Raw genomic sequence first — 23,514 nt, forward strand, 5'->3', positions numbered from 1 at the left:
TCGAACCTGGCGGTGAACACGTGATTGGGCAGCACCAATCAGAACGCGTACGACTCCGGTGATTGACGCAGCATTCCTGATGAATACAATCGCCGATCGGTGCCGAGGGAAGCTCCTCCCCTGGGTCACTTTACGCGACGTACTACCGCTGAGTGAGTTTTTTAAGAAAGAGTAGGTTTCGGTGCAAGTCGCCATTACCAGCAGACACGGGTCTCTCAGTCCCAGCGCACACGAACATATTGCGCGGAAAGCAGAAAAACTGCTGACGTTCTTCGATCGCGTGACGGCTATTAACGTCACAATCGATTTCAATAACGATCGCGTGAACGCTGAAATCCTTGTTGACGCCGAACACCGCCATGACCTCGTGGCGAGTCATCTGGGCGAAACAGGCGAGAATGTCATTGCGGTTTTCGACGCGGCATTGCATAAGATGGAACAGCAAGTCCGTAAGTACAAAGAGAAGATTCAAGACCATCGCCGTGACCCGGCGTTGAATGAAATCGCGGAAGCTGCGGAAAAGCGCAATTCCGAAGGCGATGAATAGCCGCGGCAATGCCTGTGACTCCAGGATGGTGATTGTTTCCAGGACCGGAAGCAGATAACTGCGTTCGTAGAATGCCTCGATCGCGGTCGCAGCAGAAACCGAACACCGAGACAGATCGGCGATCAGCCGAAAGGGGAAATTTCATGAAGTTGTGTGACTTCGTTGTTCCGGGCGCTATCGTCCCGGAGCTTCCAGCAGGGACGAAAGAGACCGCCATTCGGGCAATGGTGTCGAGCCTGCAGAAAGCGGGCAGCATCAAGGCTGAAGACGAAGAGAACATCGTCGCCGCAATTTTGAAGCGAGAAGAGCTCGGCTCCACCGGCATCGGCCGCGGCGTGGCCGTCCCGCACACCAAGCATGGTTCGACCGACAAGCTGATCGCGGCGGTCGCTCTGGCCAAAGACGGCGTGGACTTTGCCAGCCTCGATGGAGAACCCGTCTACATCGTGTTCCTGCTGGTCTCGCCCCCTGATCGCCCCGGCGACCACCTGCGTGGGCTCGAAAACATCTCACGTCACCTTCGCAACGACCACTTCTGCAAATTCCTTCGCCAGTCCAAGACCAGTGAAGACATTTGGGAACTGCTCATGGAAGCGGACAACAACGAGATCTAGCCGCTGACGGCGGTCGTCTCGTCCCGAGCAGACCGCCTCATCTTGCGGCGACGTTGGCGATTTTTCATAACATCTGTCATGATCACGGCCGAGACGGGCCCGATTTCGCTAAATTTCGCCGCATCTCAACTGTGTATTTGCACCATAAACATCCACGTGATGACTCTTCATCATGTCTGAGCCTACCGTACATCGCCGAAAAGTGACTGTTGTCAACGAGCAGGGATTGCATTTTCGCCCCTGCCAGTTGATCGCGCTCGCCGTACAGCAACACCAAAGCTCCATGATCATCACCCGGGGATCCACCCGCGCCGATGCCAAAAGCCTGCTGGAGCTGTTGGCGCTCGCGGCCGAGCAGGGGACCGACCTGGAACTGGAAGCGAGCGGCCCGGACGCCGTCGATGTTTTGTCTGAAGTGTCAGAATTGTTCAGCCGTGGCTTCCAGACGCCGAATCAATCTCATTAATGCTCGACTTAGTACTGATCCAATACTCCGGCGACGTTTCCTGTAGATTGTTGTCTTCATGCAGATCAAACGCGGCATAGCAGTTTCGCCCGGTGTCGCGATTGGGCCGGCCATGGTGCTGGGCTCCGAGAATTTTCGTATTCCCCACCGCTATCTCTCGGCGAGTGCCGTCGGATTCGAACTGACTCGGTTCCACGCGGCTCTGGAAGCGGTTTGTCGCGAAATTTCCACCAATGAGAAGCTGGCCCGGGAGCGACTGGGCGAGCAGTATGCCGCCATCTTCTCTGCCCACCTCATGCTGGTCCGCGACCCGCAACTGCTGGAACAGGTCGAAAACCGCATCAAACAGAAGCAGTCTCCCGAGTACGCCGTCAGCCAGGTCCTGGGCCAGTACGCCAAGCAACTGCAGAATCTGGGGGGGCAGTACCTGGCTGAGCGATCTGTCGACATCTTTGACCTTGAGAAGCGCATTTTGCGACATCTCCTGGGGGAACGTCGCGAAGAACTGGGGCACCTGACCGAGCCCGTCCTGCTTCTGGCGAACAATCTCACCCCCAGTGAAACAGCCAATCTCGACCGCAAGCTCGTCCTGGGCTTTGCGACAGAAGTCGGTGGACACACGAGCCATACCGCCATCCTTGCAGGAGCGATGGAAATCCCCGCGGTCGTCGGGATTGGAAAATTCCTGTCGGATGTCACCGGCTCAGAAACGATCATCATCGATGGCAGCCATGGCCTGGTCATCATCGACCCCGATGAAGAGACGTTGATCAAGTACCGCAGCTCGGAAGAGCGGTACCGCAGTCAGGAACGCCGCCTGAAATCACTCAGCAAGCTCCCTTGCGAGACCCAGGACGGTGTCACGATCACGCTGCTGGGGAATATTGAGTTCCCTCAGGAAGCCGAGCCCTGCAAGGAAAAAGGGGCGGCCGGGATTGGTCTTTATCGCACCGAGTTTCTGTATCTGGAATCCAACCGGGAACCGACGGAAGAAGACCACTATCAGGCCTATTGTCAGGTTCTGAAAGCCTTTCCAAACCGCCCCGTGACAATCCGCACGCTCGACCTGGGATCGGACAAGATGCCCGGGGCGCTCCGGGCAAAGTACCCCGATAGCGTCAACCCGGCCTTGAGTGTGCGGAGCATCCGACTCAGCCTGCAACACCTGCAGCTTTTCAAAACGCAACTGCGAGCCGCACTGCGGGCAGCCCTCTACGGTGACCTGCGGATCATGTTCCCTCTGATCTCTACACTGCTGGAGTTCCGCCAGGCCAAGATGGTCCTGAGCGATGTTGCGGAAGATCTTGAGGAACAAGGAATTCCGTTCCGGCGAGATGTTTCTGTCGGAATGATGGTCGAGGTGCCGTCAGCGGCCATCATGGCCGAGGAATTCGCTCAGGAAGTCGGCTTCTTCTCGCTTGGGACCAACGATCTGATCCAGTACACTCTTGCGGTGGATCGAGCGGACCAGGCAGTGGCAAACCTCTATCGTTCGGGCGATCCCTCAATTTTGCGGATGATCCGCAACGTTGTAAATGCGGCAGTGAAGTACAACATTCCCGTTTCCGTGTGCGGACAGATGAGCTCTGATGCTCTGTTCCTGCCGCTGCTGATCGGGATGGGAATTCGACAATTTAGTGTAACACCTCACGCGATACCTGAACTGAAGGAGGTTATTCGTAGTCTGACGATCTCGAAAGCGGAGAACATCGCTAAACGAGCCGAAACATTTGAGGTCGCTCGTGATGTCGAGAATTATCTTGGAGGGGAACTGAGGCGACTCTGTCCCGATTTGGTGCAGTTGGACTGAACCGCGAATGCCACCTTTACGATGGCTCGCCATGCTCATGTCGCCTGCATAAACCGTAAGGTTGCCGCGGTCGTGTGACCGCGACGAAACACATTGGATTGGAATCATTTCGAGTGCGCAAGTGCGACCCAGGTGCCGACAACCGACTGCCGATTGATCGAGCATCGCAATGTTGGAACGATGACCAAGGATTTGGCTGCCCCGGGCAGTCAGCAGGTCAGTGCGCACCAGGCCGGCCGCCGATAGACCAGTACGACCGTCATTACAGCCCGCCACCTGCTGGAGGAGCTGTCTGGGAACGGGGAAATCACAAACAGGTTACGACCACAACGCACGTCGAATCTCTCACCGTGCGCGGTCCCGCCCCGCATCAAAAGATTTCCCGGTCGTCATCGACTGTTCAGGCCGACCCCGGTTCGGTAGACATTGAGCAAGCGAATCATCCGTTTGGTTTGGTTTGCACATCTGGGCACAGTGCGTCGTTTTTGAACTTGTTCGTACCATTCTTGTCCCGAAGTCTCTCAATTCAGACTTCTCTGGCCTGTGAGAATCGCTCACAAGGCAGCCATCCGGGGACTCGACTCGCCGTCATTTCAACAAGTTTGCAACGCGCACAGCGCACTCATTCCTGGATAAGGGTGAGTCATGAAAAAAGAAATGCTGATGAATGTCCTCCAACCGGAGGAAAGTCGGATTGCCATCGTTGAAGATGGCATCCTGCAAGAACTTTACGTTGAACGAAACAGCCTCGAAAACTACGTCGGAAATATCTACAAGGGGCGGGTCGTCAATATCGAACCCAGCATCCAGGCAGCCTTCGTCGACTTCGGCGTAGGACGCAATGGATTTCTGCACGTCAGCGATGTCGAATACCAGTACTATAAGCATCTGGTCGACGAGAAAGAGGGCGAAGACCTGGGTGGCGACGACGACGACGACGAAGGCCGGCCCTCACGACAGCCCCGTGGCAAATTCAACGAACGAAGCGTCCGCAACAAACCCCCGATTCAGGATATCCTCAAGCGGGGAAGCGAAGTCCTCGTTCAGGTCATCAAGGGTGCCATCGGATCCAAGGGTCCCACACTCTCGACCTATGTCAGTATCCCAGGACGTTACCTCGTTCTGATGCCTGGGTTACAGCGAGTCGGCGTCAGCCGGAAGATCGCCGATGACGATGCACGGAAGCGACTGAAGCGGATTCTCCGCGACCTGAGCCCCCCCGAAGGACTGGGCTTCATCATCCGCACAGCCGGTGTTGATCGCTCACAGGCGGACCTCCAGCGCGACCTGAACTACCTGCTGCGACTGTGGAAAGTCATCGTCAGCCGCGTCAAAAAATTCCCGGCTCCCGTCGATATCTATGAAGAGAGTGACATGATCACCCGGACAATCCGGGATATCTACACCTCTGAAATCGACGCGATCTGGATCGACGAACCCCGCGCTTACGAACGGGCGTGCGAGTTCATGAAAATCGTCCTCCCACGACACGTCGACCGAGTCAAACTGTACGACGGCAAAGAGCCGATCTTCCAGCAGTACGATATCGAGCAGGAAATCACCCGCATCCAGAGTCGGCATGTTCCACTCAAGGGCGGGGGATCGATCGTCATCGACCAGACGGAAGCTCTTGTTGCCATTGACGTTAACAGCGGAAACTTCCGCATGGACGACGACGCGGAAGAGAACGCCTACCAGGTCAACCTGCGAGCGGCAGAAGAAATCAGTCGCCAGATCCGGCTTCGCGATCTCGGCGGCGTGATTGTCAACGACTTTATCGATATGCGGGAAGAACGGCACCGACGCGGGGTCGAACGAGCCCTGCACAACGCCGTCAAGCGAGACCGGGCCCGAACCAAGATCCTGCACATCAGCCCGTTCGGCCTGATCGAGATGACCAGGCAGCGAATTCGACCTTCGCTTCGCCGTTCTGTCTATGAAGATTGCCCCTGCTGCTCGGGAACAGCACAGGTCAAAACGGCCGAAAGCATGGCAATCGACGTCATGAGATTACTGATGTCACACGCCAATCGTGACGATGTTTCGAAAGTGACAGTCGAAGCACACGAACGCGTCGCCGCCTTTCTGAACAACCGGAAACGCAAAGATATTACGCAACTCGAAGAGACGTACGACGTTTCGATCACCGTTGATGCCAAAACAGGGGTCGGCCCTGAGCACCTTAAGTTCCACTGTTCCAATGCGACCGGGACGGAAGTGAGAATTTTGACCCAGTCAGACTCGAAATCGAAGAGCTAAACCGGTATTCTTTCCCTCCCCCTCTGGGTCGCCAGAGTTGGTACGTCAATTGTTTGCCCCGACACGGGGAAGAAAGCTTTCAAGGTCGGATGCTATGTTCGCAGTTTTTGAAGACGGAAGTCGCCAATTTCGCGTCCAGACGGGCGATGTCCTCGCCGTTGATTACCGAAGCGATGTGGAAGATGGGCAAACAATTACGTTTGACAAGGTTCTGCTAGCCAATGGCGGCGGAGCCAGCGTCGTTGGACAGCCTGTCATCTCCGGTGCGTCGGTCACCGCAGAAGTCGTTACCGCAGAACTGAAAGGCCTGAAACTCGAAATTCAGACCTTCCACCGCCGTAACGCTTCCCGGCGACACACTGGCCATCGCCAGAAATACACCCGCGTGAAGATCACCAACATCTCGGTCCCCAACCTCCAGGTTGTCGAACGAGCTGCCAGCGGTGAAGAAGCCAAGTCAGCGGAAAAGAGCACAGTCGCTTCCTGATCCGGACGCAACTGACTGCCAATCGATATGAACCAGAACGCGGAGCGAGCAATCGCTCCGCGTTTTTCATTTATACCCCTGCTAACCAGCATTTCCATTGAGAATGACGCTGGTGGGGGGGGGGGGGATGCCTGCATGACTAGATGGATAGGGAAACATGCCACTCAGCCATGTCGTGTTCGGGTCGGATGCCACCCGAGGAAAACAATTTTCCAAATTCTTCTAATTTTTCATAAAATTTTCGTCACAACAGTTAAAATCGATGTGAGGCACCTTTTGGACGACTTCGCCCGATTTTGCAAATGTGCCAAATCAGTCAGACAATTTAAACACCCGCTACACCTTGGGGATGTCAAGGCGAATATCACGATTTGAACGATTTGCACCACCCTCCTCACCACCCCTGATGTAAACGCAACGCTCACAATTGACACGCCTTTTCCGGGTAATCCCCACGAAGTGCTGCATTATTCGCGGGTTCGTCCCCTGAGGAGCTCGATGCGCGGGGGGTTGTCAACGTTTTTTTCAAAACTTAAGATTCGGCGGTCGGATCGATGAATGATTTGACCGTTTTTTATTTTTTGTAAGGCGTGAATCGTGATTGCAAAACAAGAAGTGCACGACTCTGTTGTCGAGCCAGCAAGGCCGGGAACGAAGTCTGATCGCATCCTGAAGATGCAGATCGAATTCATCCCCAGCACGGAATTCGAGCCAATGCTAGTCGCTAAGGCTCGACTGAACGTCCTGGAAGCCGTTCCCCTGAATGGAAGCGTCGTACGCAAGGACGCGGCATCAGACGAAAGCCTCAAATGCCTTGCCCCGGCCTTGGGTGAATCACTGCTGTCGTTCGCCGAAGAACAGCATGAATTTCGCCGTATGAACTTCCTGAAGTTCTCGGCCCAGCGTCTACAGTCGACACTGGATCAGTCGAACCCTGACGCGCGAACGGTTGCTGAGATCGAGCGGCTCCTCGCGGAAGCTCAACAGACACGAGACCACCTCATCCGCGCCAACATGCGGCTGGTTGTCGCAAATGCGGGTAAGTACTGCACTACCAGCTACAGCTTCGAAGACCTGGTGAGCGACGGAACACTCGCCCTGATGGAAGCGGTAGAGAAATTCGACTACCAGCGAGGTTTTCGTTTCAGCACCTACGCTACGCACGCCATTCGACGGAGCTTTTTCCGTAAGATTGGTCGCCGACAGAAGGACCGCACACGATTTACCGTGACGGACCCTGAAGTCTTGACGAGTGCCGTTGACCACCGCGAAGTCGACTTCGATGCCCCGAACGAGACTCAGCTGATTAATCACATGTTGCTAGTGCTGTCAGACCATCTGACCGAGAGGGAACTCCGCGTGATCGAAGGTCGCTTCGGACTCAAGAACGAAGCAGAACCACGTACGCTGATGGAACTTTCGAGTGAACTGGGCATCTGCAAAGAACGCGTGCGTCAAATCGAAGGGATCGCACTGGGCAAACTGCGTACGTTCGCAGTGAAGTATTCCGCGAAACTCGCATAACGCTCGGGACTGCGCCGGACGGGATCGGCGCAATGACAGGAACACAACACCTTGCACGGACGCGGGTGGCTCCTGATCCCTGGAGTGATCTCTGCCGAATCCAAGCTCGCGACCATAAAACCGCTGAGCTACTTCTTGTCGGCCTGAAACCATTCCGCTCGTACACGGGGATATTCTGCGCCCCTACCGGGAAATCGGACAAGGTCACAAGACGTCTCTCTCCTTTGTCGTACACCGATGAGACAGATGTCGCGACCAGGCCGCCGCGATTATCTCCTTTTGAGACGATCCCCCTTTCACTAAGCCACATTCTGATTGCTATTAATACTCTCTAAGACCACCATAATACTCTCTAAGACCACCAACAACGGGCGACCATGAATGATGCTCGGCCGCAGCAGATTTGATCGAATCATCATCAAAACCCTGTCCAACCCCCGATTTGTGTCTCAATTCAGGTGATCGCCGCTTCGAGACCGCGCAATTGACCCTCTCATGGCAGCAGAAAGCGACCTGAAACGCGGAAACTTCAGGTTTATTCTACCGGAATCAGTGAGCGCGCGAGTGGGACGCTCGAGCCCTTCCTCACGCTTCGCGCAGACGAGCTCAAGTCAAAACGGCCATAGAACGCCGTTTCAGGTTTCTAACCAAGCTTAGGTCGACGGCCCCTGCCAAATGCTGCTGCCGATCGCCTTTGACTCTACTGCGAAGTGACGAACCCGGCTGGTTTGCTAGCCTAAATGCACCAAATGTTCTCCGGAAACGCCAAGTGGCCCCCTCCAATGAAAACCGGTCGAGTTCAAATCGACCTCACCCGAAAAAAAGAAGGCGACGGACCGCAACCCGCCCCGAGGCAATGCAGACGTCACTGCCCCACAACGAGAGCTTCGCGATGGTTCTGCTGGGCGGTAACGTCAGCTTGATCAGTTGCTGTTTCGCCAGGCTGTTCGCTGCAGCACCTCGATATGAGCACACTCGCATTTGCTCGCATCGCCACCCGAGCCACACTTCGCTCCAAGTCGCTCTGGTCTTCAGACTTTCCCGGAATGAGAGATACACCGGGCATGGACATCCTGACAAAAACTGCACTTAGGCGATCAAGGGGGACTCACAAAACCGCACCGGACGGTGCATTGATTCTGGAAAGTCCCCCCAGGAAACAGCGACCCAATCAAGCGGCACCCGGATCGCGGATGCAAGCCCGCTCAGAATGAACCCCCGCATTAAAGAATCGCAGACCGGAGGACGTGGCTGTCGATCTTGACGGCAGATCTTGTGACTAACGCTGGGACGGCGAATGCGATGACACCTCCCTCGGCGAATTATTCGCTGTCAGCGACTTCGAAGAGATGCTGGCATGAGATCCCCAACACTGATCAGCGAACGCACCTGCAGAAGAGGAGCCTAGAGGAATTCAACTGCCGCGAACAACTGCTCCCGCATCATCATTCATCGTTCACGACATTCACTTCACATTCATATTTCATACCAACGACATCACACTTCGTCGCCCCGACACAGAACTTCTCGCGATGGTGATAACAACGAAAAAAGCTGTGGGATTCAACCAGCGAATCCCACAGCCTGTTACAGCCACAAACTTGGCGTCCAACGTTCAGCAGAGCGAGAACTCACCTGCAGAAGCCGAACTCCGCAGCGATCAGTGCGTCTTCAAATCGAAGTTCATCTCATTCTTCGTAGGCTCAACTTCATACTTCAACGTCGTCTTGGAGTTGAACTTATCGGGGACGTACATTTCAACCTTTTGCGCCGAGGAGACTGCGGAAGGACCAACTGTGGTTCCACCGATCCCCGTGGTCACCGGCTTACCAGATTCACGGAAACCTCGAATCTCAACCTTGTGACTTCCCGACGTGGGGCCTTGTGAGGCCTTGATCTTGTAGAAGCCATCTGCGATCTGGCCACCCGCAGCGGGCCCTTCAATACCGTCGGGAAAGAAACCGATCGTTCCTGAAGGAACGGCAATTCCATCAACGGTAACGGTTCCGGAGATCTCGTATCGTGGCGGGCCAGACTTTCCGCATCCGTACATCCAAGTCGTCGACACGAATGCGACGAGAGCCAGGGCGACTCGAGCCTTTCGCTGAAACTGAAATTTCATTTTCAAAACCGATGAAAGAGCGATCACAAAATATTCGCCGAGAGTCGACACGATGACTCTCGGCTGAATCCCGGAAACACTTGGACTAGAACTCGCCAATCGTTTCGTTGCCTTTGTGTGTTCCGATCGCCTGCCAGATCACCAGGCTGAGGTTCTCACTGATGAATCGAACGGCACCGTCGGCCATGGTGACGTGAGCACCACCAATGTGCTGGCTGCGAGACGAGTAAATCAATGCACGGTCGGCATAGCTGGACGACGTTCCGATACAGGGGTATCGCAGACCGTTTACGCAGAACGCGGCACGCGACTCATCGGGAATCGTCGTGTTGGGATTGCGATCGTGCTGGTAGAGAGCCCCTTCCGGATAGTGCATCACACCTCGGAAATCGTCGCCTGTCGAGTTCAGCAGTTCCGAAACCAGCGCGGTGTTACTGGTTCCGTCGATGAAGTCACGGAAGCTTCGCTTGCTGTTCATTGTGAACGGACCGGGAAAGAGGCGTGATGGATCATCGGGATTGGTGACGCTACGCAATGCACCAATTCCGCTGTTAGCAACGTAGTTTCCACGGCGATAGGCGTTGAAAGCCATCTTGCCTGAGTTGGGATCAGAAGGACAGGTCATACCGGGGAGCGAGACTGAAACAATCTCGTTCGGAGGATTGCCGACCCCAGCAACACAACCGAAACATGAATTAAAATCAGCGCGATTATAAAGGGGGGCCTGATCGATATATGGCAGAATCATCGAGACCCAGGTCGCTTCATTGCGTGCCGTGGTTTCAAACACCTGAATCGCGCCAGGAGGCAACGTACTGAACGTGTCGTGATACGAATGGAGAGCCAATCCCAGCTGCTTCAAATTGTTCTTACATTGTGTCCGGCGAGCCGCTTCGCGTGCCTGCTGAACCGCAGGCAGCAACAGAGCGATCAAGACGGCGATGATCGCAATAACGACCAGGAGCTCGATCAGTGTAAAACCTTTACGACGTAGCTTCATGTGCGTAACCTCTTAAAAGTACAGAACCAGGTACGAACCGAGAAAAGAACGGGAACGAACGCAATCAATGCAGTACACTACACCGTTGCAACAGGATAACATATAGAACGATGTCAATTCGACGCTAAGCTCGAAAGCGTTAGAAACAATGTCAAATTTCGGGCAGAGTGCCGTTTGAATCGGTGCGAGAGAACATATTAGCCCTGTTGAAGCGATTAGGGCGAGGAAACAGATAAGTAAATGCGATTCTAGGGGTTACTGCCGCAGATATCAAGACGCACCTCCTAATATGCCGGAACAGTGAACACAGGACCTTTCCGCTATCGGTTTATTGCTCATTAGCTGCTTCTCAACACCTGAACAACAAGACAAAACACCTAAATCCTGCGCACATTAGCAAACGTCAATTAAGCACCTTCTTAAATCATGGTTATCATGCCTATGCAATGATCTCTCTCACCACACGACCATGAACATCCGTCAATCGATAATCGCGTCCGGCGTGGCGGTATGTCAGCCGTTCGTGGTCAAGACCGATCAGATGCAGGATTGTGGCATGGAAGTCATGGACGTGGACCTTATTTTCAGCAACCGCAATGCCGTGCTCGTCCGATGTCCCGTAGGTCATCCCTCCCTTAACGCCACCCCCAGCCAACCACGACGAGAAGACCTGATGGTGGTGCTCCCGGCCTTTGGCTTCGGCGGTGAGATTGTAGGGGGTGCGGCCGAATTCGGTTGTCCAGACGACGAGTGTCGATTCCAGGAGTCCGCGACGCTTCAGGTCTGTGATTAGACCTGCAACCGGCTGATCGATCGCACGCGCCAGCGGACCGTGTGCAGCCATGTCCCCATGCGAGTCCCAGTTGCTGCCGGAACCAGAGCCCGTATCGATCAATTCGATAAAGCGCACACCGCGCTCAATCAGGCGGCGCGCCACCAGGCACTGCCAACCAAAGCTGGTCGTATCTCCGCGGTTCAGACCGTAAAGATCCAGCGTTCCGTTCGTCTCTTCCGCCACATCGAAGGCAGCAGGCGCTTCGCGCTGCATGCCGAAAGCCGTTTCGAATGAACGGATGCGGGCGTCCAGGGCGAGGTCCGCCTGTCGCTGCTCCAGATGGCGACGATTGATTCGGGACAACATGTCCAGTTCCGACCGCTGCATCTCTTCTGCCGGTGTCGCGCGGACAAGATTCGGCAACGGCTCGGCCCCCGGGACGACATGAGTTCCCTGGTGGCAACCGGGAAGGAAGTCACTTCCCCAGGTTTGTGCCCCGGCATAGGGTGCCGAGGCAGCGAAAACCATAAACGATGGGAGGTTTCGATTTTCCGTCCCGAGACCGTAACTGACCCATGAGCCGATACTGGGACGCGCCGTGTTGAACGACCCGGTGTGCATCCCCATTGTGGCCTTGTCGTGTCCGGTGTGGTCCCCCGACACAGAATTCAGGACACAAATATCGTCGATCACGCTGCCAATCCGGGGGAACAGGTCGCTGACGTAAACGCCACTTTCCCCTCGAGGACGAAATTCCCAATCGGGTTTTTTCAGGACGCGATGAAACTCGCCCTTCTTTCCCTGCCAGTTGTCGATGGTGATCGTCTTACCGTGATCGCGGAAGAGATTCGGCTTGTAGTCAAATGAATCGACGTGCGAAGCCCCCCCCGTCGAAAAAATGAAGATGACATTCTGGGCCTTGGCAGGAAAATGCGTTTCCTTGGGCGCCAGCGGATCGTTGGAGGTCACCGATGCCTGAGCCCGATCGACGTCATTACACAACGCTGCCAGCGCAATCGCTCCGAAGCCACCGGCCGACCGATGCAGAAGTTCCCGGCGAGTTAAATTCATGGCATTCTCCAGCACTTGAGGTTGTCTCATGATCAGTCCACAAACAGAAACTGGTTGCTGGTCATGAGCACTCGGGCAAACGCGCCCCAGGCAAGTTCGTTCTGCTTTTCTTCCGGCAGGTTCAGGCGGGCGGACTGCTCGCGGTAGTGCGCCAGGAACTCAAGGAAATCAGTGACATCGTCCGCTGACGCCTCAACACCCCACGTACTTTCGATCGCAAACCGGATCCGATCAGCGTCAGTTGAAGCCTGCCCCAGCAGCTTCAACCCGAACTGGCTGGCCTGACGGTTCACAAAAGGGGAATTCATCAGATACAGCGCCTGCGTCGGCGTCGTCGTGGTGAACCGGCTGGCGGTACTCACATTCGGGTCGGCCCCATCAAACAGGGAGAGGTAGGGATGCTTCTGCGATCGCTGGACCATTAAATACACGCTTCGATGATTCGAATCGTAATTGGCCTTGAATGGGTAATGGATCGTGAAGTTCCATGCACTGGTGGGCGGGAAGGGATGCCCCTCGGGCATCCTGGGATCCAATTGCCCGCTCAACTTGAGCATCGAATCCCGAATGGACTCGGCGTCTAACGAGAGTCTGGGGAATCGCCACAGCCACCGGTTTTCCGCGTCGAGATTCAGATTCTCGGCATCATCGGTACTGGCGAGCTGGTACGTCCGCGAAAGGAGGAGAAGCTTATGCAGTGACTTCAACGACCAGCCATTGCGAATGAACGTCGCCGTCAAATCATCAAGAAGTTCCGGATGAGACGGCCGTTCGCCTCGGACTCCGAAATCGCTGGAGGAACGAACCAGTCCGGCCCCGAAGTGGAACTGCCAGACTCGATTAACAATCACGCGAGCCAGCAGGGGGTTTGATTCGTCCGTGAACCATTGCGCCAGTTGAAGTCGACCACTTCCTCCCCCCTCGGGAATGGGCTGACCTCCCAGGATTTCGAGATTGCGCCGCGGAACTTCATCTCCCAGACGATCCGGTTCACCTCGCTTCTGAACGCGAACATTCACCGGGGTTGCTTCCGAAACAGCGTAGGCCAGTTCGTACAGAGAGTTGTTCGCAACCTGTTCACGCTGCTTTTTCAATTCTGCGAGCGAATCCAGCACTGACTTCAGCTTCGCCTCCTGCTCGGGCGAAGCAGGAACGGTACGTGAGATTGCAAAGGGCTGGTTCTGAATTCCAAGATTGTCCAGATCTCGCACCGCCGTCCGTCCCGGAGCTTTTCCGATTCCGTCGGACACAAACGTGTTGATGATGCCGTCCCAGTTACTTGCGAGACTCTTGTTCTCGAAGGAAATCGGACTGGTTTCACCCGCCTTCAACAGCGTTCCGGAATAGGTTCGATTCTTGAGATCGAACGTAATGGCCAGATTGTACCAGGCACCAGTTTCCAGCGATGAGACCAGTTCCCACGCGTCGCCGTTACGGACCTGGAACTCTTCGTTACTGATGCTCGCTTCAAACGCCAGCGAGACGATCGCACCATGCCCCAGGTAGAACCGGTAAGCCGCTTCCCCTTCGGCTCGATCGACGTTCCGGAAATCCAGGTTGAAATAAAGCTGTGGAGAAGTCTCGACCGTGTGATTCTGGAATTCCCGTCGAACACCTTCATTCGGGACGGTGTTCTTGACGCGAACTCCCCGCGAACCGGCGGGATGCACATGCGTAAAAGGGCTCTGAGCTTCAGACAGCACGAGATTGGGGCCTGCAGTCACCCAGGGAGCCTTCGGAGCCTGCCCCAGTTCCTGCTGTTCCACACCGTAATCAAGACCGCCACCGATCATTGCGGGATCGAGCGTCAGGCGATCGAAATCAAGTCTGCGGATTTCTCCATCCAGCACCGCCAGTTGCTTCGCACGTTCCTCGTCACGCCGCTGAACTTCGGATGGCATCACCACCGGAGAAAAATGTCGCGGACGCTGCAGTTCTTCACCACCGGGAAACGCGAAACGGCTGCTCGCAAAAATCCCGTACAGGGCGTAGTAGTCATTGGCGGAGACCGGATCATACTTGTGATCGTGACACCGGGCACATCCCAGCGAGAGCCCCAGCAGCGATCGCCCCACAGAGTCGATCGTGTCCGCGATGTCCAGATGCACGAATTCCGTGTTGTCGTTGTAACCGAACCGCTTTCCGACAGCCAGAAATCCGGTGGCGATGACTTGGTCTGCGTACTGCTCGGGCGTTTGATTCCCGCTTTCGAGCGCCTGTTTGGCAATGATGTCACCCGCGAGTTGTTCGCGCACAAACTCGTCGAAGGGCTTGTCGTTGGCAATGGATCGGATGACGTAGTTGCGGTAGCGATAGGCTTCCGGAACGGGATAGTCTGCTCCGTCACCCGCCGTATCGGCATAGCGGACAACGTCCAGCCAATGACGACCCCATCGCTCACCATATTCCGGCGTGGCCAGCAGGCGGTCGACGACGGTTGCAAACGCGTCTGGAGAGGAGTCCGCGAGAAACGCCCGGATTTCTTCAATAGTCGGGGGGAGACCCGTGAGATCATAGGTGACACGGCGCAGCAGGGTGCGTTTGTCCGCCAGCCCGACAGGCTTCACCTGATGTGCAAGATGTCCAGCGTGTATGTAACGATCGATTCGAGTCTGATTCCAGGCACTCTCCTGGGCCTCAGGAGGGTCAACCACCTGAATTGGCTGCAACGACCACAGCGGCCCCGCCTGAGCGACGGAGGTCGACGTATCGACCGAACCCGGCCAGGGAGCTCCCATCTCGATCCACTTTGTGAGAACCGCGACTTCATTTGCCTTCAACGTACTGTCGGGAGGCATCGCCGACGCATCGCCGGACCGGCGGACCGCAGCAATTAACAGACTCTCCTCCGGTTTACCCAGCACGATGGCCGGCCCGCTGTCCCCCCCCTTGAGAGTCGTCTCGCGACTATCCAGGCGAAGACTTCCTTCCTGCTTTTTGCTGCCGTGGCACTGCTGGCAGCTTTCAATCAGCAAGGGCCGGACGTGATTCTCAAAATATTCGGCCTGTTCGGGGGTCGGCTCGCTGGCCCAGACAATCTGGCAACCCAGCAAGGCGATCAGCCCCCCGAGGGAGGTCAGACGACACAGGCGTCGGTGCCATTGTGGCGTCGTCTGGATTTGTGGAAGGAATTTCATTTTCAGTGTCCTCCAACCTGAGGTGCAGCCTGCTCCGGCTCCAATGGTTTCGAAGCGTTGATAAAGCACCAGCAGAGTGCCGCAATCACGTAAACGGAGGCGTACGTGAAAAATACGGCCTGATAGCCAGCCATCGACGCAGTGTATTTTTCGGCAGCGGTCAAGGCCTCGGTCCCGGAAGCTGCAGCCTGTTTGACGTAACGCTGGACGATTTCCCCCGTTAACCAGGCCGCCAGAGACGAACCCACAGTCCCCACGGTGTTCATGAGCGCCCCGGTCACCGCGGCGTGTTGTCGTCCCAAGTCCTGACAAGTCGCCCAGGCAGCCCCCAGCGTCAGATCAACACATAAAGCCGCAAGGGAAATGGAAATGCAGAACTGATGAATCGATTTCGCCTGGTAGACGCTCCACCATGACAGGGCGCAGACCAGCATGGCTGTACATCCGACGATCTGCCGTGCCCGGCGTCGGTCACCGATCCGCTCGGCAATGAAACTGATGATGATCCCACCCGAGATACAGCCAATCGCCCCGACCCATAAAGGGGCACCCGCATAGACCGCCCCCAGTAAGTCTCCTTCGGATAACTGAAAGCGATCCTTCAGATAACTTGGGAAATAGCTGACATTAAAAAACCATCCGTAGTTGATCAGCGAGTACATGAGACACAAAGCCCACAGGCTTCGATTCTTCAACATGGCCTTGACGGGAATATTTGAGTGGCTGTGCGGAGTCCACGTTGATCCGATCAATTCACGTTCTGCCGCGTTCACAGCGGGATGGTTTGCCGGTTGATCACGAAACCACCAGGCAAACACCACACACCACACCAGGCCGAGTCCGCAGAAGAAGAGGAACGCGCCGCGCCAGTTCAGCAGGGGGGTCGAAAATGTCGTACCGCTGACGAGAATCGCCCAGACAAGCGGAGTCACGCCGCCGGCAATTCGTCCCGACATCCAGATATAGCCCTGAGCTGTCTCCCAGTTCTTCATGGGGAACCAGTTATGGATCGCTCGGGTAATATTCGGATACGCACCCGCTTCACCTGCGCCGAACAGGAAGCGAATCACGATGAGCGTTGTGAGCCCTCCCAGTGTGAGGCTGCCAAATTTGAGACCAACTAATCCCGTGGCCGCGGTGAACAGCGACCACCAGATCACGATTCGGAGCAGGGTACTGCGCGGCCCGAGTCGATCTCCGAGCCACCCTGCGGGAAGTTCAAACAGTCCATAGGCAATCGCGAAGGCCGTGTAGGCCCACTTTAACTGTTCCTGGCCGCTTAAACCGAAATCTCTCGTAATCCCCGAAGCTGCCGAAGCGAAACAAACGCGGTCGATGTAAGTAATCATCGACAGCCCGCACAACAGGCCAAGCACTCCATAACGGACGTTCGTCGGACGCAGAGCCACATCAGAAGTGGTCTGCTGCGACTCGAGCGATGTCGAGGCTGTCGTGCTTGCACCTGTCATACGTAACTTCACCTGTCATGGGAAAGAAGGAAAGGATTGATCTACCTGAGAGCCGTTTGAAAGAAACGACCGTCGCGCTCTCAGCCCGTTTCCATCAGTCAATCACCCGCCCCACGACGACGATGTGTTGTCCACGTGGAATCGGTGAAACCCAGGCCTGAGCCAGCACCACACCATCGACACCAGCCCTCACCGGCCAGGGGTCCATGTCTATATGGTCAAAGTCGTGCAGGTAGCCAACGATGTCACCTTCCTTGACCTGGGTGCCACATTCGAGGATCGGTTCGTAGTGACCATCAAACGGAGCGACCGAGAAGCAGGCACGGTCGACCATTTCGAGCTTTCGCTGAGTCCCCGCGGCGTGATAGCCGATCTTCTCAATCGTTCCATGGAGCTGATCGTGATGGATGGCCGCTGCCAGCACCCCGTGGCGACCGTAACGGACCCCTTCAGGATTGACCGCACATCCCCAACCCAGCTCGGTTCCGACCGTGATTTTGCCCAGTCGTTCGGCTTCACTGGGGAGCAACCCGGGCGTGATGTTCTGGTAAATCATCAGGCTGGGAGTACCGAACCAGCGAGCGGTCTCTTCGATCTTCTTCGACTGTACGGGATCGTCCACAGGATGAAAGCTGGCACAGATCGAGAAGCGTGCCACATTTCCACCCGAGTGCAGGTCGATAACGACATGGACTCGCGGCCAGATATATTCACGGACGAAGGCCGCAATGCGGTGTGTAATTCCGGAGAGTGAGGGCTGGACACCGGCACCATCCACGAATGCGCGGTTCAGGTTCACCCGGTCATCCGGAGAACTTTCACGTGTCCCGGCACGAAACGCAGAGGGGTTGAGAACGGGGATGAAAATGATTCGTCCGCGAACGTCCTTCAGATCGATTTCGCGACTCAGGTGCTTAAGAACCACGGGCCCTTCGTACTCGTTACCATGATTCGAACCGAAGGAAACGAGCCCTTCGTCCGGCTTGGCTTCGGGACCAACCCAGACGGTCAGCGGGATCAGGTGATCCCCCCAGATGCTGTCATGCTCAAGGGCGACCCAGTAGTCACGACGACCGGGAGAATCGAGATCAAGCTGTTTTGGACGGGCGACAACGCGAGACATCAAGTGAAACTTTCTATCGAATGAAAGGCTTACGCCAGAATTGCCTGGATCAGTTCGCCATGGACGTCAGTCAGCCGGAAATCTCTTCCTGCGTATCGGTAGGTCAGACGCTCGTGATCAAATCCCAGCAGATGAAGAATCGTCGCATGGAGATCGTGGACACTGGTCGGATTCTTCTCGGCCTTAAACCCGAAGTCATCCGTGGCGCCGTAGGCAGTCCCCCCTCGAATTCCGCCCCCTGCCATCCAGACGCTGAATCCGTAGTGATTGTGATCGCGTCCCAGTTGCGATTTTCCATCGCCCCCCAGTTCAACGGTCGGGGTTCGCCCGAATTCACCGCCGCAGATGATCAGCGTGTCATCCAGCATCCCGCGCTGTTTCAAGTCGGTGATCAGGGCCGCGATGGGCTGATCGATCTGTCCCGCCAGTTGACGATGGTTGGCTTCGATCTGAGCATGGTTGTCCCAGGGCTGTCCCGCCCCATGCCAGAGCTGCACGTATCGAACACCTCGTTCGAGCAGGCGGCGGGCGATCAGCGTTTGACGAGCATGCACCCCTTCGCCGTAAAGTTCCTGGATATGCTTGGGCTCGGGTGAAATATCGAAGGCTTCTGCAGCCGCATGCTGCATGCGGAAAGCCAGCTCGAACGAATGGATCCGGGCCTCGAGACGACTGTCCGCACGGGAACTACGGTGTTCCGTATTCAGCATTCGCAGCAGATCAAGCTGCTGACGCTGCGTCGCAGCGGTCGCATGAGGGCTGTTGATGTTCTCAATCAACTTATCGATTTCTTTGCGCTGCGAATCGATATAGGTTCCCTGGTAGGCGCCGGGCAGAAAGCCTGATTGCCAGTTCTCAGTGTCCTTGACGGGCAGACCGTTCGGACACATTGCGATGAAGCCGGGCAGGTTTTCGTTTTCCGACCCCAGCCCGTACATGACCCAGGCGCCGACACTGGGACGGGGCTGGACGGAGTCCCCGCAGTTCATCAGCATGAGCGATGGTTCGTGATTCGGAACCTGAGCGTACATGGAGCGAATGACAGCGATATCATCCGCATGGGCCGCGGTTTTGGCGAAGAGCTCGCTGAATTCGAGTCCGCTTTGACCATACTTCTGGAATTTGAACGGAGACGGCAGCGCAGCGCCGGTTTTCCGTTCTGTAGTCAGGTTCATCGGCACTGGCTGGCCAGCGTATTTTTCGAGTGCCGGCTTGGGATCGAACGTATCCACGTGCGAGGGGCCGCCATTCAAGAAGAAATGAATGACGCGCTTTGCCCGACCTGGAAAGTGGGGCTGCTGTACGTGTCCTTTGTCAGCCGCAGCCGACGCTCCGCGGGCATATCGCCTCGCGTCGTCCGAACACAATCCCGCCAGGGCGAGCGCACCAATCCCCATCCCCGATCGCTCAAGGAGTGATCGTCGAGTCAGACGTGATTCCAGCGACTTCATCAAATCCATCATGTTCTCCCGGATCTCGCTCATCGCCGATTTTCGTCAGTCGACAAACATGAGTTCATTCGAAATTAGCAAGACTTGAGCAAGCTGCTCCCAACGATTGAGTTGTGACATCATGGGGCCGGTGAAATCCTGTGCCGAATCCCAGACACGGGGCATTGGAGCGGCGTCCGGCGCATCACCTGACTGCAGGCGGACAACCATCGACCATTCGAACTGGTCATTGTTCAAATCGCCGTTGAGATCCACGACGAAATCCAGCGAATCACCTTCGTGCAGCTCAATCGACGTGACGTTCATCGGCTTCGTCTGGTTATGCGTTTCGAGCGAACTGACCGCTCCGTTCCGACTGGAGAAGACCCAGCAGCGAATCCCATTTCCGGCGGGCGTACTGTGAATCACAGTCGATTCAACAGAGTAGGTCCCCGCACGGGGCGCGACCCAGCGTCGTACGCAACAGTGCTGAAGGTCGTTCCCTGGATGTCCTCCGGTGGCTGTCAGTCGGGCCCATCCGAGTGCGGCATCAGGCCAGTTTTCGCCACCCTGCCAGGCGCTGCCGGTGTAGTGGGGGAGCGGAGTGAAGCTCATCAATTCTTTCGTTGCCGGATTGAGCTCGCCGTAGCCGTACTTCCAGGCCAGACTTTCAGTCCGCGGAGCCACATCTTCCCCTGCGGGCAGTTGCAGAAATGCCAGGGCCGTTTCGAGCTGTTTAGCAGTCGGTTCCCGCTGATAAACCCGTTGAAAGAGTCGAGTCACCTGCTGAGCATCCGTGGCACCGTCCTCCCGCACTGAGGACACCAGTGACTTCGACTGGCTGGCAACGAATGGATGGTTGAGCGCAAACAATGCCTGCTGCGGTACGGTCGTTTCGCTTCGGGCTGGAATATGCAAATCCGGATTTGCAAAGTCGAAGATTCGCAGAGTCGCTGGCAGGAATTGCCGGTCAATCAATCCATACAACGTTCGACGACGATGCTGTGTCCCATTCATCGCGAAGATGTCGGAACCACGACCTCCCGACTGAAGATCAAGTCGGCCCGAAGCCGCGAGCAACGTATCACGGAATTCTTCGAACGACATTCTGCGGACATTCATCCGCGAGAGGAGTTTGTTTTCAGGGTCAATCAGACTGACCCGCTGCGCCTCGACAGGATCTGCAGGAGCAGCCGAGATCTGCTGATAGGTATTGGACAGCAGGATCAGACGATGAAGATTCTTGGTGCTCCAGCCCCCGGTGATCAGTTGCGTGGCGAGCCAGTCAAGCAGTTCAGGATGGCTGGGGGGTTCGGCCCGGATCCCGAAATCGCTGGGTGTTCGCACCAGTCCGACCCCGAAGTGATGTTGCCATACACGGTTCACCCAGACGCGAGCGGTCAGCGGGTTCGAGGGATCAATAATGGCCTGAGCCAGTTCATGGCGGCCACTTCCCTGGGTAAATGGCTTCGGAGTAGGGCCCGCAACGACAGAGACAAAGTGCCGCGACACTTCTGCCCCACGATTCGCCGGGTTACCACGTCGGAAAATTCGCGACGGACGAATCGAAGCCCGGTCGACCAGAGACAACGCGTGCGGAGGAGCAAGTGGAGACTGAATGATCCAGCGATCAACTTCTCCCTGCAACCGCCACAACTCGGACAGTGTCCCCGTGTCGAACAGATACTCGATGGAAACAATGGGCTCATCTGGAATCAGACATGGCGAACCGGGGCCGTAGAGAACTTGCCGCAGCTCTTCTGCTTCCGGAGCCTCCAGCTTCGTCGGTTCGGGCAGACTGGCTCCCTTCGCCGCTTCGCTCGCTTCACGCCACTGCTGGTTCACTTCCTTGAACAGCTTGCCATATCGTTCGGCGACATCGCGCATACTGGTGGGAGCCGTGGCCAGTGCCTGGGCGACTCGGGAGTTGACCGCAATCCCGCTGGCAGCCAGCTCGGCCAGAACCTCGCCACCTCGGCTGGCAAATTCTTCGGCCTTCAGTTTGGCGTACGCTCTCCAGGGAGCGAAAACAGGGTCAATGACCCGGTCTTCCATGGCCAGCCAGCCTTCGATGCGCCGCACAGCGACCGGAAGCACGTCCGTCACTGCCAGAACCTGATCAAACCCTTCCTCGGGATATTTCGAAAGCTCCGTCTGCGCAATCAGGTATTCGTCAAATCGCTGTCGGAGTCGATCAGAACCTTCAATCCGCTTGGCGAGCATCGTGTCGCGCAGTGTCTGCTTCCGCTTTTCCAGCTCGGTTTCGAATGCCGCGTAGGCTTCGTCCCGTACGGCAGGCTCACCGGCAGCCGACAGCCGCTCCGTGGAGTTCATGAACACGCCGTAAAGCGAGTAATAATCAGCAGTTGGAATCGGATCATACTTATGATCGTGACAACGGGCGCAAGCCACCGTCAGTCCCATCGTGCCGCGGGTCACGACATCAATCCGATCATCGATGACATCGTGTGTTACGCCGAGGAATCGGCGACCGACGGTCAAAAAGCCCATCGCCGCAGCGGCCGAAGGATCGTGGGGGGCAGCCTGATCGGCGGCGATCTGCAGCAGCAGAAATTCGTTGTAGGGGAGGTCGCGATTGAATGCCTTGACGACCCAGTCCCGGTAGGCAGGTGCGTGAACCCAGACGCGTTCTTCGCGGCCGTAGACGTATCCCTTCGTGTCCGAGTAGCGAGCGACATCCAGCCAGTGGCGGGCCCACTGCTCGCCGTACTGGGGTGAATCCAGCAATCGCTCTACCAGCTTTGCGTAGCTGTCGGGAGATTCGTCGTTTTCAAACGCAGCCACCTCTTCTGGTGAAGGGGGCAGACCTGTCAGATCGTAAGTCACGCGGCGAATCAGTGTGCGGCGGTCCGCACGTCGTGATGGTGTGAGCGTGACGTCGTTCAGTTTTTGAAGTATGAACGCGTCGACTGGTGTCCGGCACCAGGGATCCTCTGAAACCGACGGCAGCGGTGGATTGCTGACAGGCTGAAACGCCCAGTGCGTTCGATATTTCTCTGCCAGATCGTCGGTTTGTGCGACGGAGGCAGGCCAGGGAGCCCCCATCGTCACCCAACGTTCAAGTGCTTCAATCTGCGGAGCAGAGAGCTTTTTATCAGGTGGCATCTGCAAGCCGTCGGCATGCCGCACAGCCTGGATCAAGAGGCTTTCAGCGAGATTGCCGCCTACGACAGCGGCACCGCTCTCGCCCCCCTTGAGAACTGCTTCGCGAGAATCCAGACGAAGGCCACCAAATTGCTTCGTTGCCCCATGACATTTCTGGCAGTTTTCGATCAGGAGAGGGCGAATCTCTTTCTCGAAGAAATCCATCGCGGATTCTTCGGCCCCGTTGACGAGAGCTGGCACAGTGCTGAACAGACACCATACGAGTGTTAAACGAATCATCCCGGAGCGGTTGCTCGTCGCAAACAAGTCTCTCATCAATTCGTCACCGCCTATTTAACTTTGGACATTGCACCGCGTCAAAATTCGGGGAGTGGCACGAAAGCGATGACAGCGTTCTCACGCTGGACCATCTCGGTTGAAGTGTGAACAAGAGGCCTCGGATTGTCAACAATCACTGTTGATGCATCAGCGCCATTTGTTGACAATCAATCCAGGTTTGCGGACAATCCCGGCGCATTTCCTGCGGCATTTCCAGCAACTCAGTGCAATCGTGA

The 23,514-nt window shown here is 56.2% G+C and carries 15 protein-coding genes; 7 read left to right on the forward strand and 8 right to left on the reverse strand.

Annotated elements, in window-relative coordinates; all coding sequences use genetic code 11:
• The first annotated feature begins 181 nt into the window (after positions 1-181).
• The 7 genes from hpf (at position 182) to ACGY09_RS12290 (ending at position 7,707) form a co-directional block, all read left to right on the forward strand.
• Entirely contained in the window at positions 182-547 is a 366-nt protein-coding gene (hpf, locus tag ACGY09_RS12260) for a ribosome hibernation-promoting factor, HPF/YfiA family (protein WP_373649963.1), read from the forward strand.
• 143 nt (positions 548-690) lie between these two features.
• Positions 691-1,161 (forward strand): PTS sugar transporter subunit IIA, encoded by a 471-nt coding sequence (locus ACGY09_RS12265; protein ID WP_373649962.1) that lies wholly within the window; start codon positions 691-693, stop codon positions 1,159-1,161.
• Between the two features lie 172 nt (positions 1,162-1,333).
• Positions 1,334-1,627 (forward strand): HPr family phosphocarrier protein, encoded by a 294-nt coding sequence (locus ACGY09_RS12270; RefSeq protein WP_373649961.1) that lies wholly within the window; start codon positions 1,334-1,336, stop codon positions 1,625-1,627.
• 58 nt (positions 1,628-1,685) lie between these two features.
• Entirely contained in the window at positions 1,686-3,437 is a 1,752-nt protein-coding gene (gene ptsP / locus ACGY09_RS12275; RefSeq protein WP_373649960.1) for a phosphoenolpyruvate--protein phosphotransferase, read from the forward strand.
• Positions 3,438-4,082: 645 nt separating this feature from the next.
• Positions 4,083-5,696, forward strand: coding sequence for a ribonuclease E/G (locus ACGY09_RS12280; RefSeq protein WP_373649959.1), 1,614 nt, complete (start codon positions 4,083-4,085; stop codon positions 5,694-5,696).
• A gap of 94 nt (positions 5,697-5,790) precedes the next feature.
• On the forward strand, positions 5,791-6,183 hold the full coding sequence (gene rplU / locus ACGY09_RS12285; RefSeq protein WP_397571729.1) for a 50S ribosomal protein L21: 393 nt from the start codon (positions 5,791-5,793) through the stop codon (positions 6,181-6,183).
• A gap of 597 nt (positions 6,184-6,780) precedes the next feature.
• On the forward strand, positions 6,781-7,707 hold the full coding sequence (locus ACGY09_RS12290) for a sigma-70 family RNA polymerase sigma factor (RefSeq protein WP_397571730.1): 927 nt from the start codon (positions 6,781-6,783) through the stop codon (positions 7,705-7,707).
• Between the two features lie 1,660 nt (positions 7,708-9,367).
• Here ACGY09_RS12290 and ACGY09_RS12295 read toward each other — a convergent pair.
• The 8 genes from ACGY09_RS12295 to ACGY09_RS12330 form a co-directional block, all read right to left on the reverse strand.
• Entirely contained in the window at positions 9,368-9,829 is a 462-nt protein-coding gene (locus ACGY09_RS12295; protein WP_397571731.1) for a hypothetical protein, read from the reverse strand.
• An 85-nt stretch (positions 9,830-9,914) separates the two neighbouring features.
• Positions 9,915-10,829, reverse strand: coding sequence for a DUF1559 domain-containing protein (locus ACGY09_RS12300; protein WP_397571732.1), 915 nt, complete (start codon positions 10,827-10,829; stop codon positions 9,915-9,917).
• 439 nt (positions 10,830-11,268) lie between these two features.
• Entirely contained in the window at positions 11,269-12,705 is a 1,437-nt protein-coding gene (locus tag ACGY09_RS12305) for a DUF1501 domain-containing protein (protein WP_397571733.1), read from the reverse strand.
• A 2-nt stretch (positions 12,706-12,707) separates the two neighbouring features.
• Positions 12,708-15,812 carry a PSD1 and planctomycete cytochrome C domain-containing protein gene (locus ACGY09_RS12310; protein WP_397571734.1) on the reverse strand — a complete coding sequence of 1,035 codons (3,105 nt, stop codon included), beginning with the start codon at positions 15,810-15,812 and terminating at the stop codon, positions 12,708-12,710.
• Positions 15,813-15,814: 2 nt separating this feature from the next.
• Entirely contained in the window at positions 15,815-17,281 is a 1,467-nt protein-coding gene (locus ACGY09_RS12315) for an MFS transporter (protein WP_397571735.1), read from the reverse strand.
• 94 nt (positions 17,282-17,375) lie between these two features.
• Positions 17,376-18,404 carry a succinylglutamate desuccinylase/aspartoacylase family protein gene (locus ACGY09_RS12320; protein ID WP_397571736.1) on the reverse strand — a complete coding sequence of 343 codons (1,029 nt, stop codon included), beginning with the start codon at positions 18,402-18,404 and terminating at the stop codon, positions 17,376-17,378.
• Positions 18,405-18,433: 29 nt separating this feature from the next.
• Positions 18,434-19,888: a DUF1501 domain-containing protein gene (locus tag ACGY09_RS12325; protein WP_373649950.1), complete on the reverse strand. Its 1,455-nt coding sequence runs from the start codon at positions 19,886-19,888 to the stop codon at positions 18,434-18,436.
• A gap of 12 nt (positions 19,889-19,900) precedes the next feature.
• Positions 19,901-23,275 (reverse strand): PSD1 and planctomycete cytochrome C domain-containing protein, encoded by a 3,375-nt coding sequence (locus ACGY09_RS12330; protein WP_397571737.1) that lies wholly within the window; start codon positions 23,273-23,275, stop codon positions 19,901-19,903.
• Between the last annotated feature and the right edge of the window lie 239 nt (positions 23,276-23,514).

The sequence above is a fragment of the Schlesneria sphaerica genome (genome assembly GCF_044336245.1).
Taxonomy (GTDB): Bacteria; Planctomycetota; Planctomycetia; order Planctomycetales; family Planctomycetaceae; genus Schlesneria; species Schlesneria sphaerica.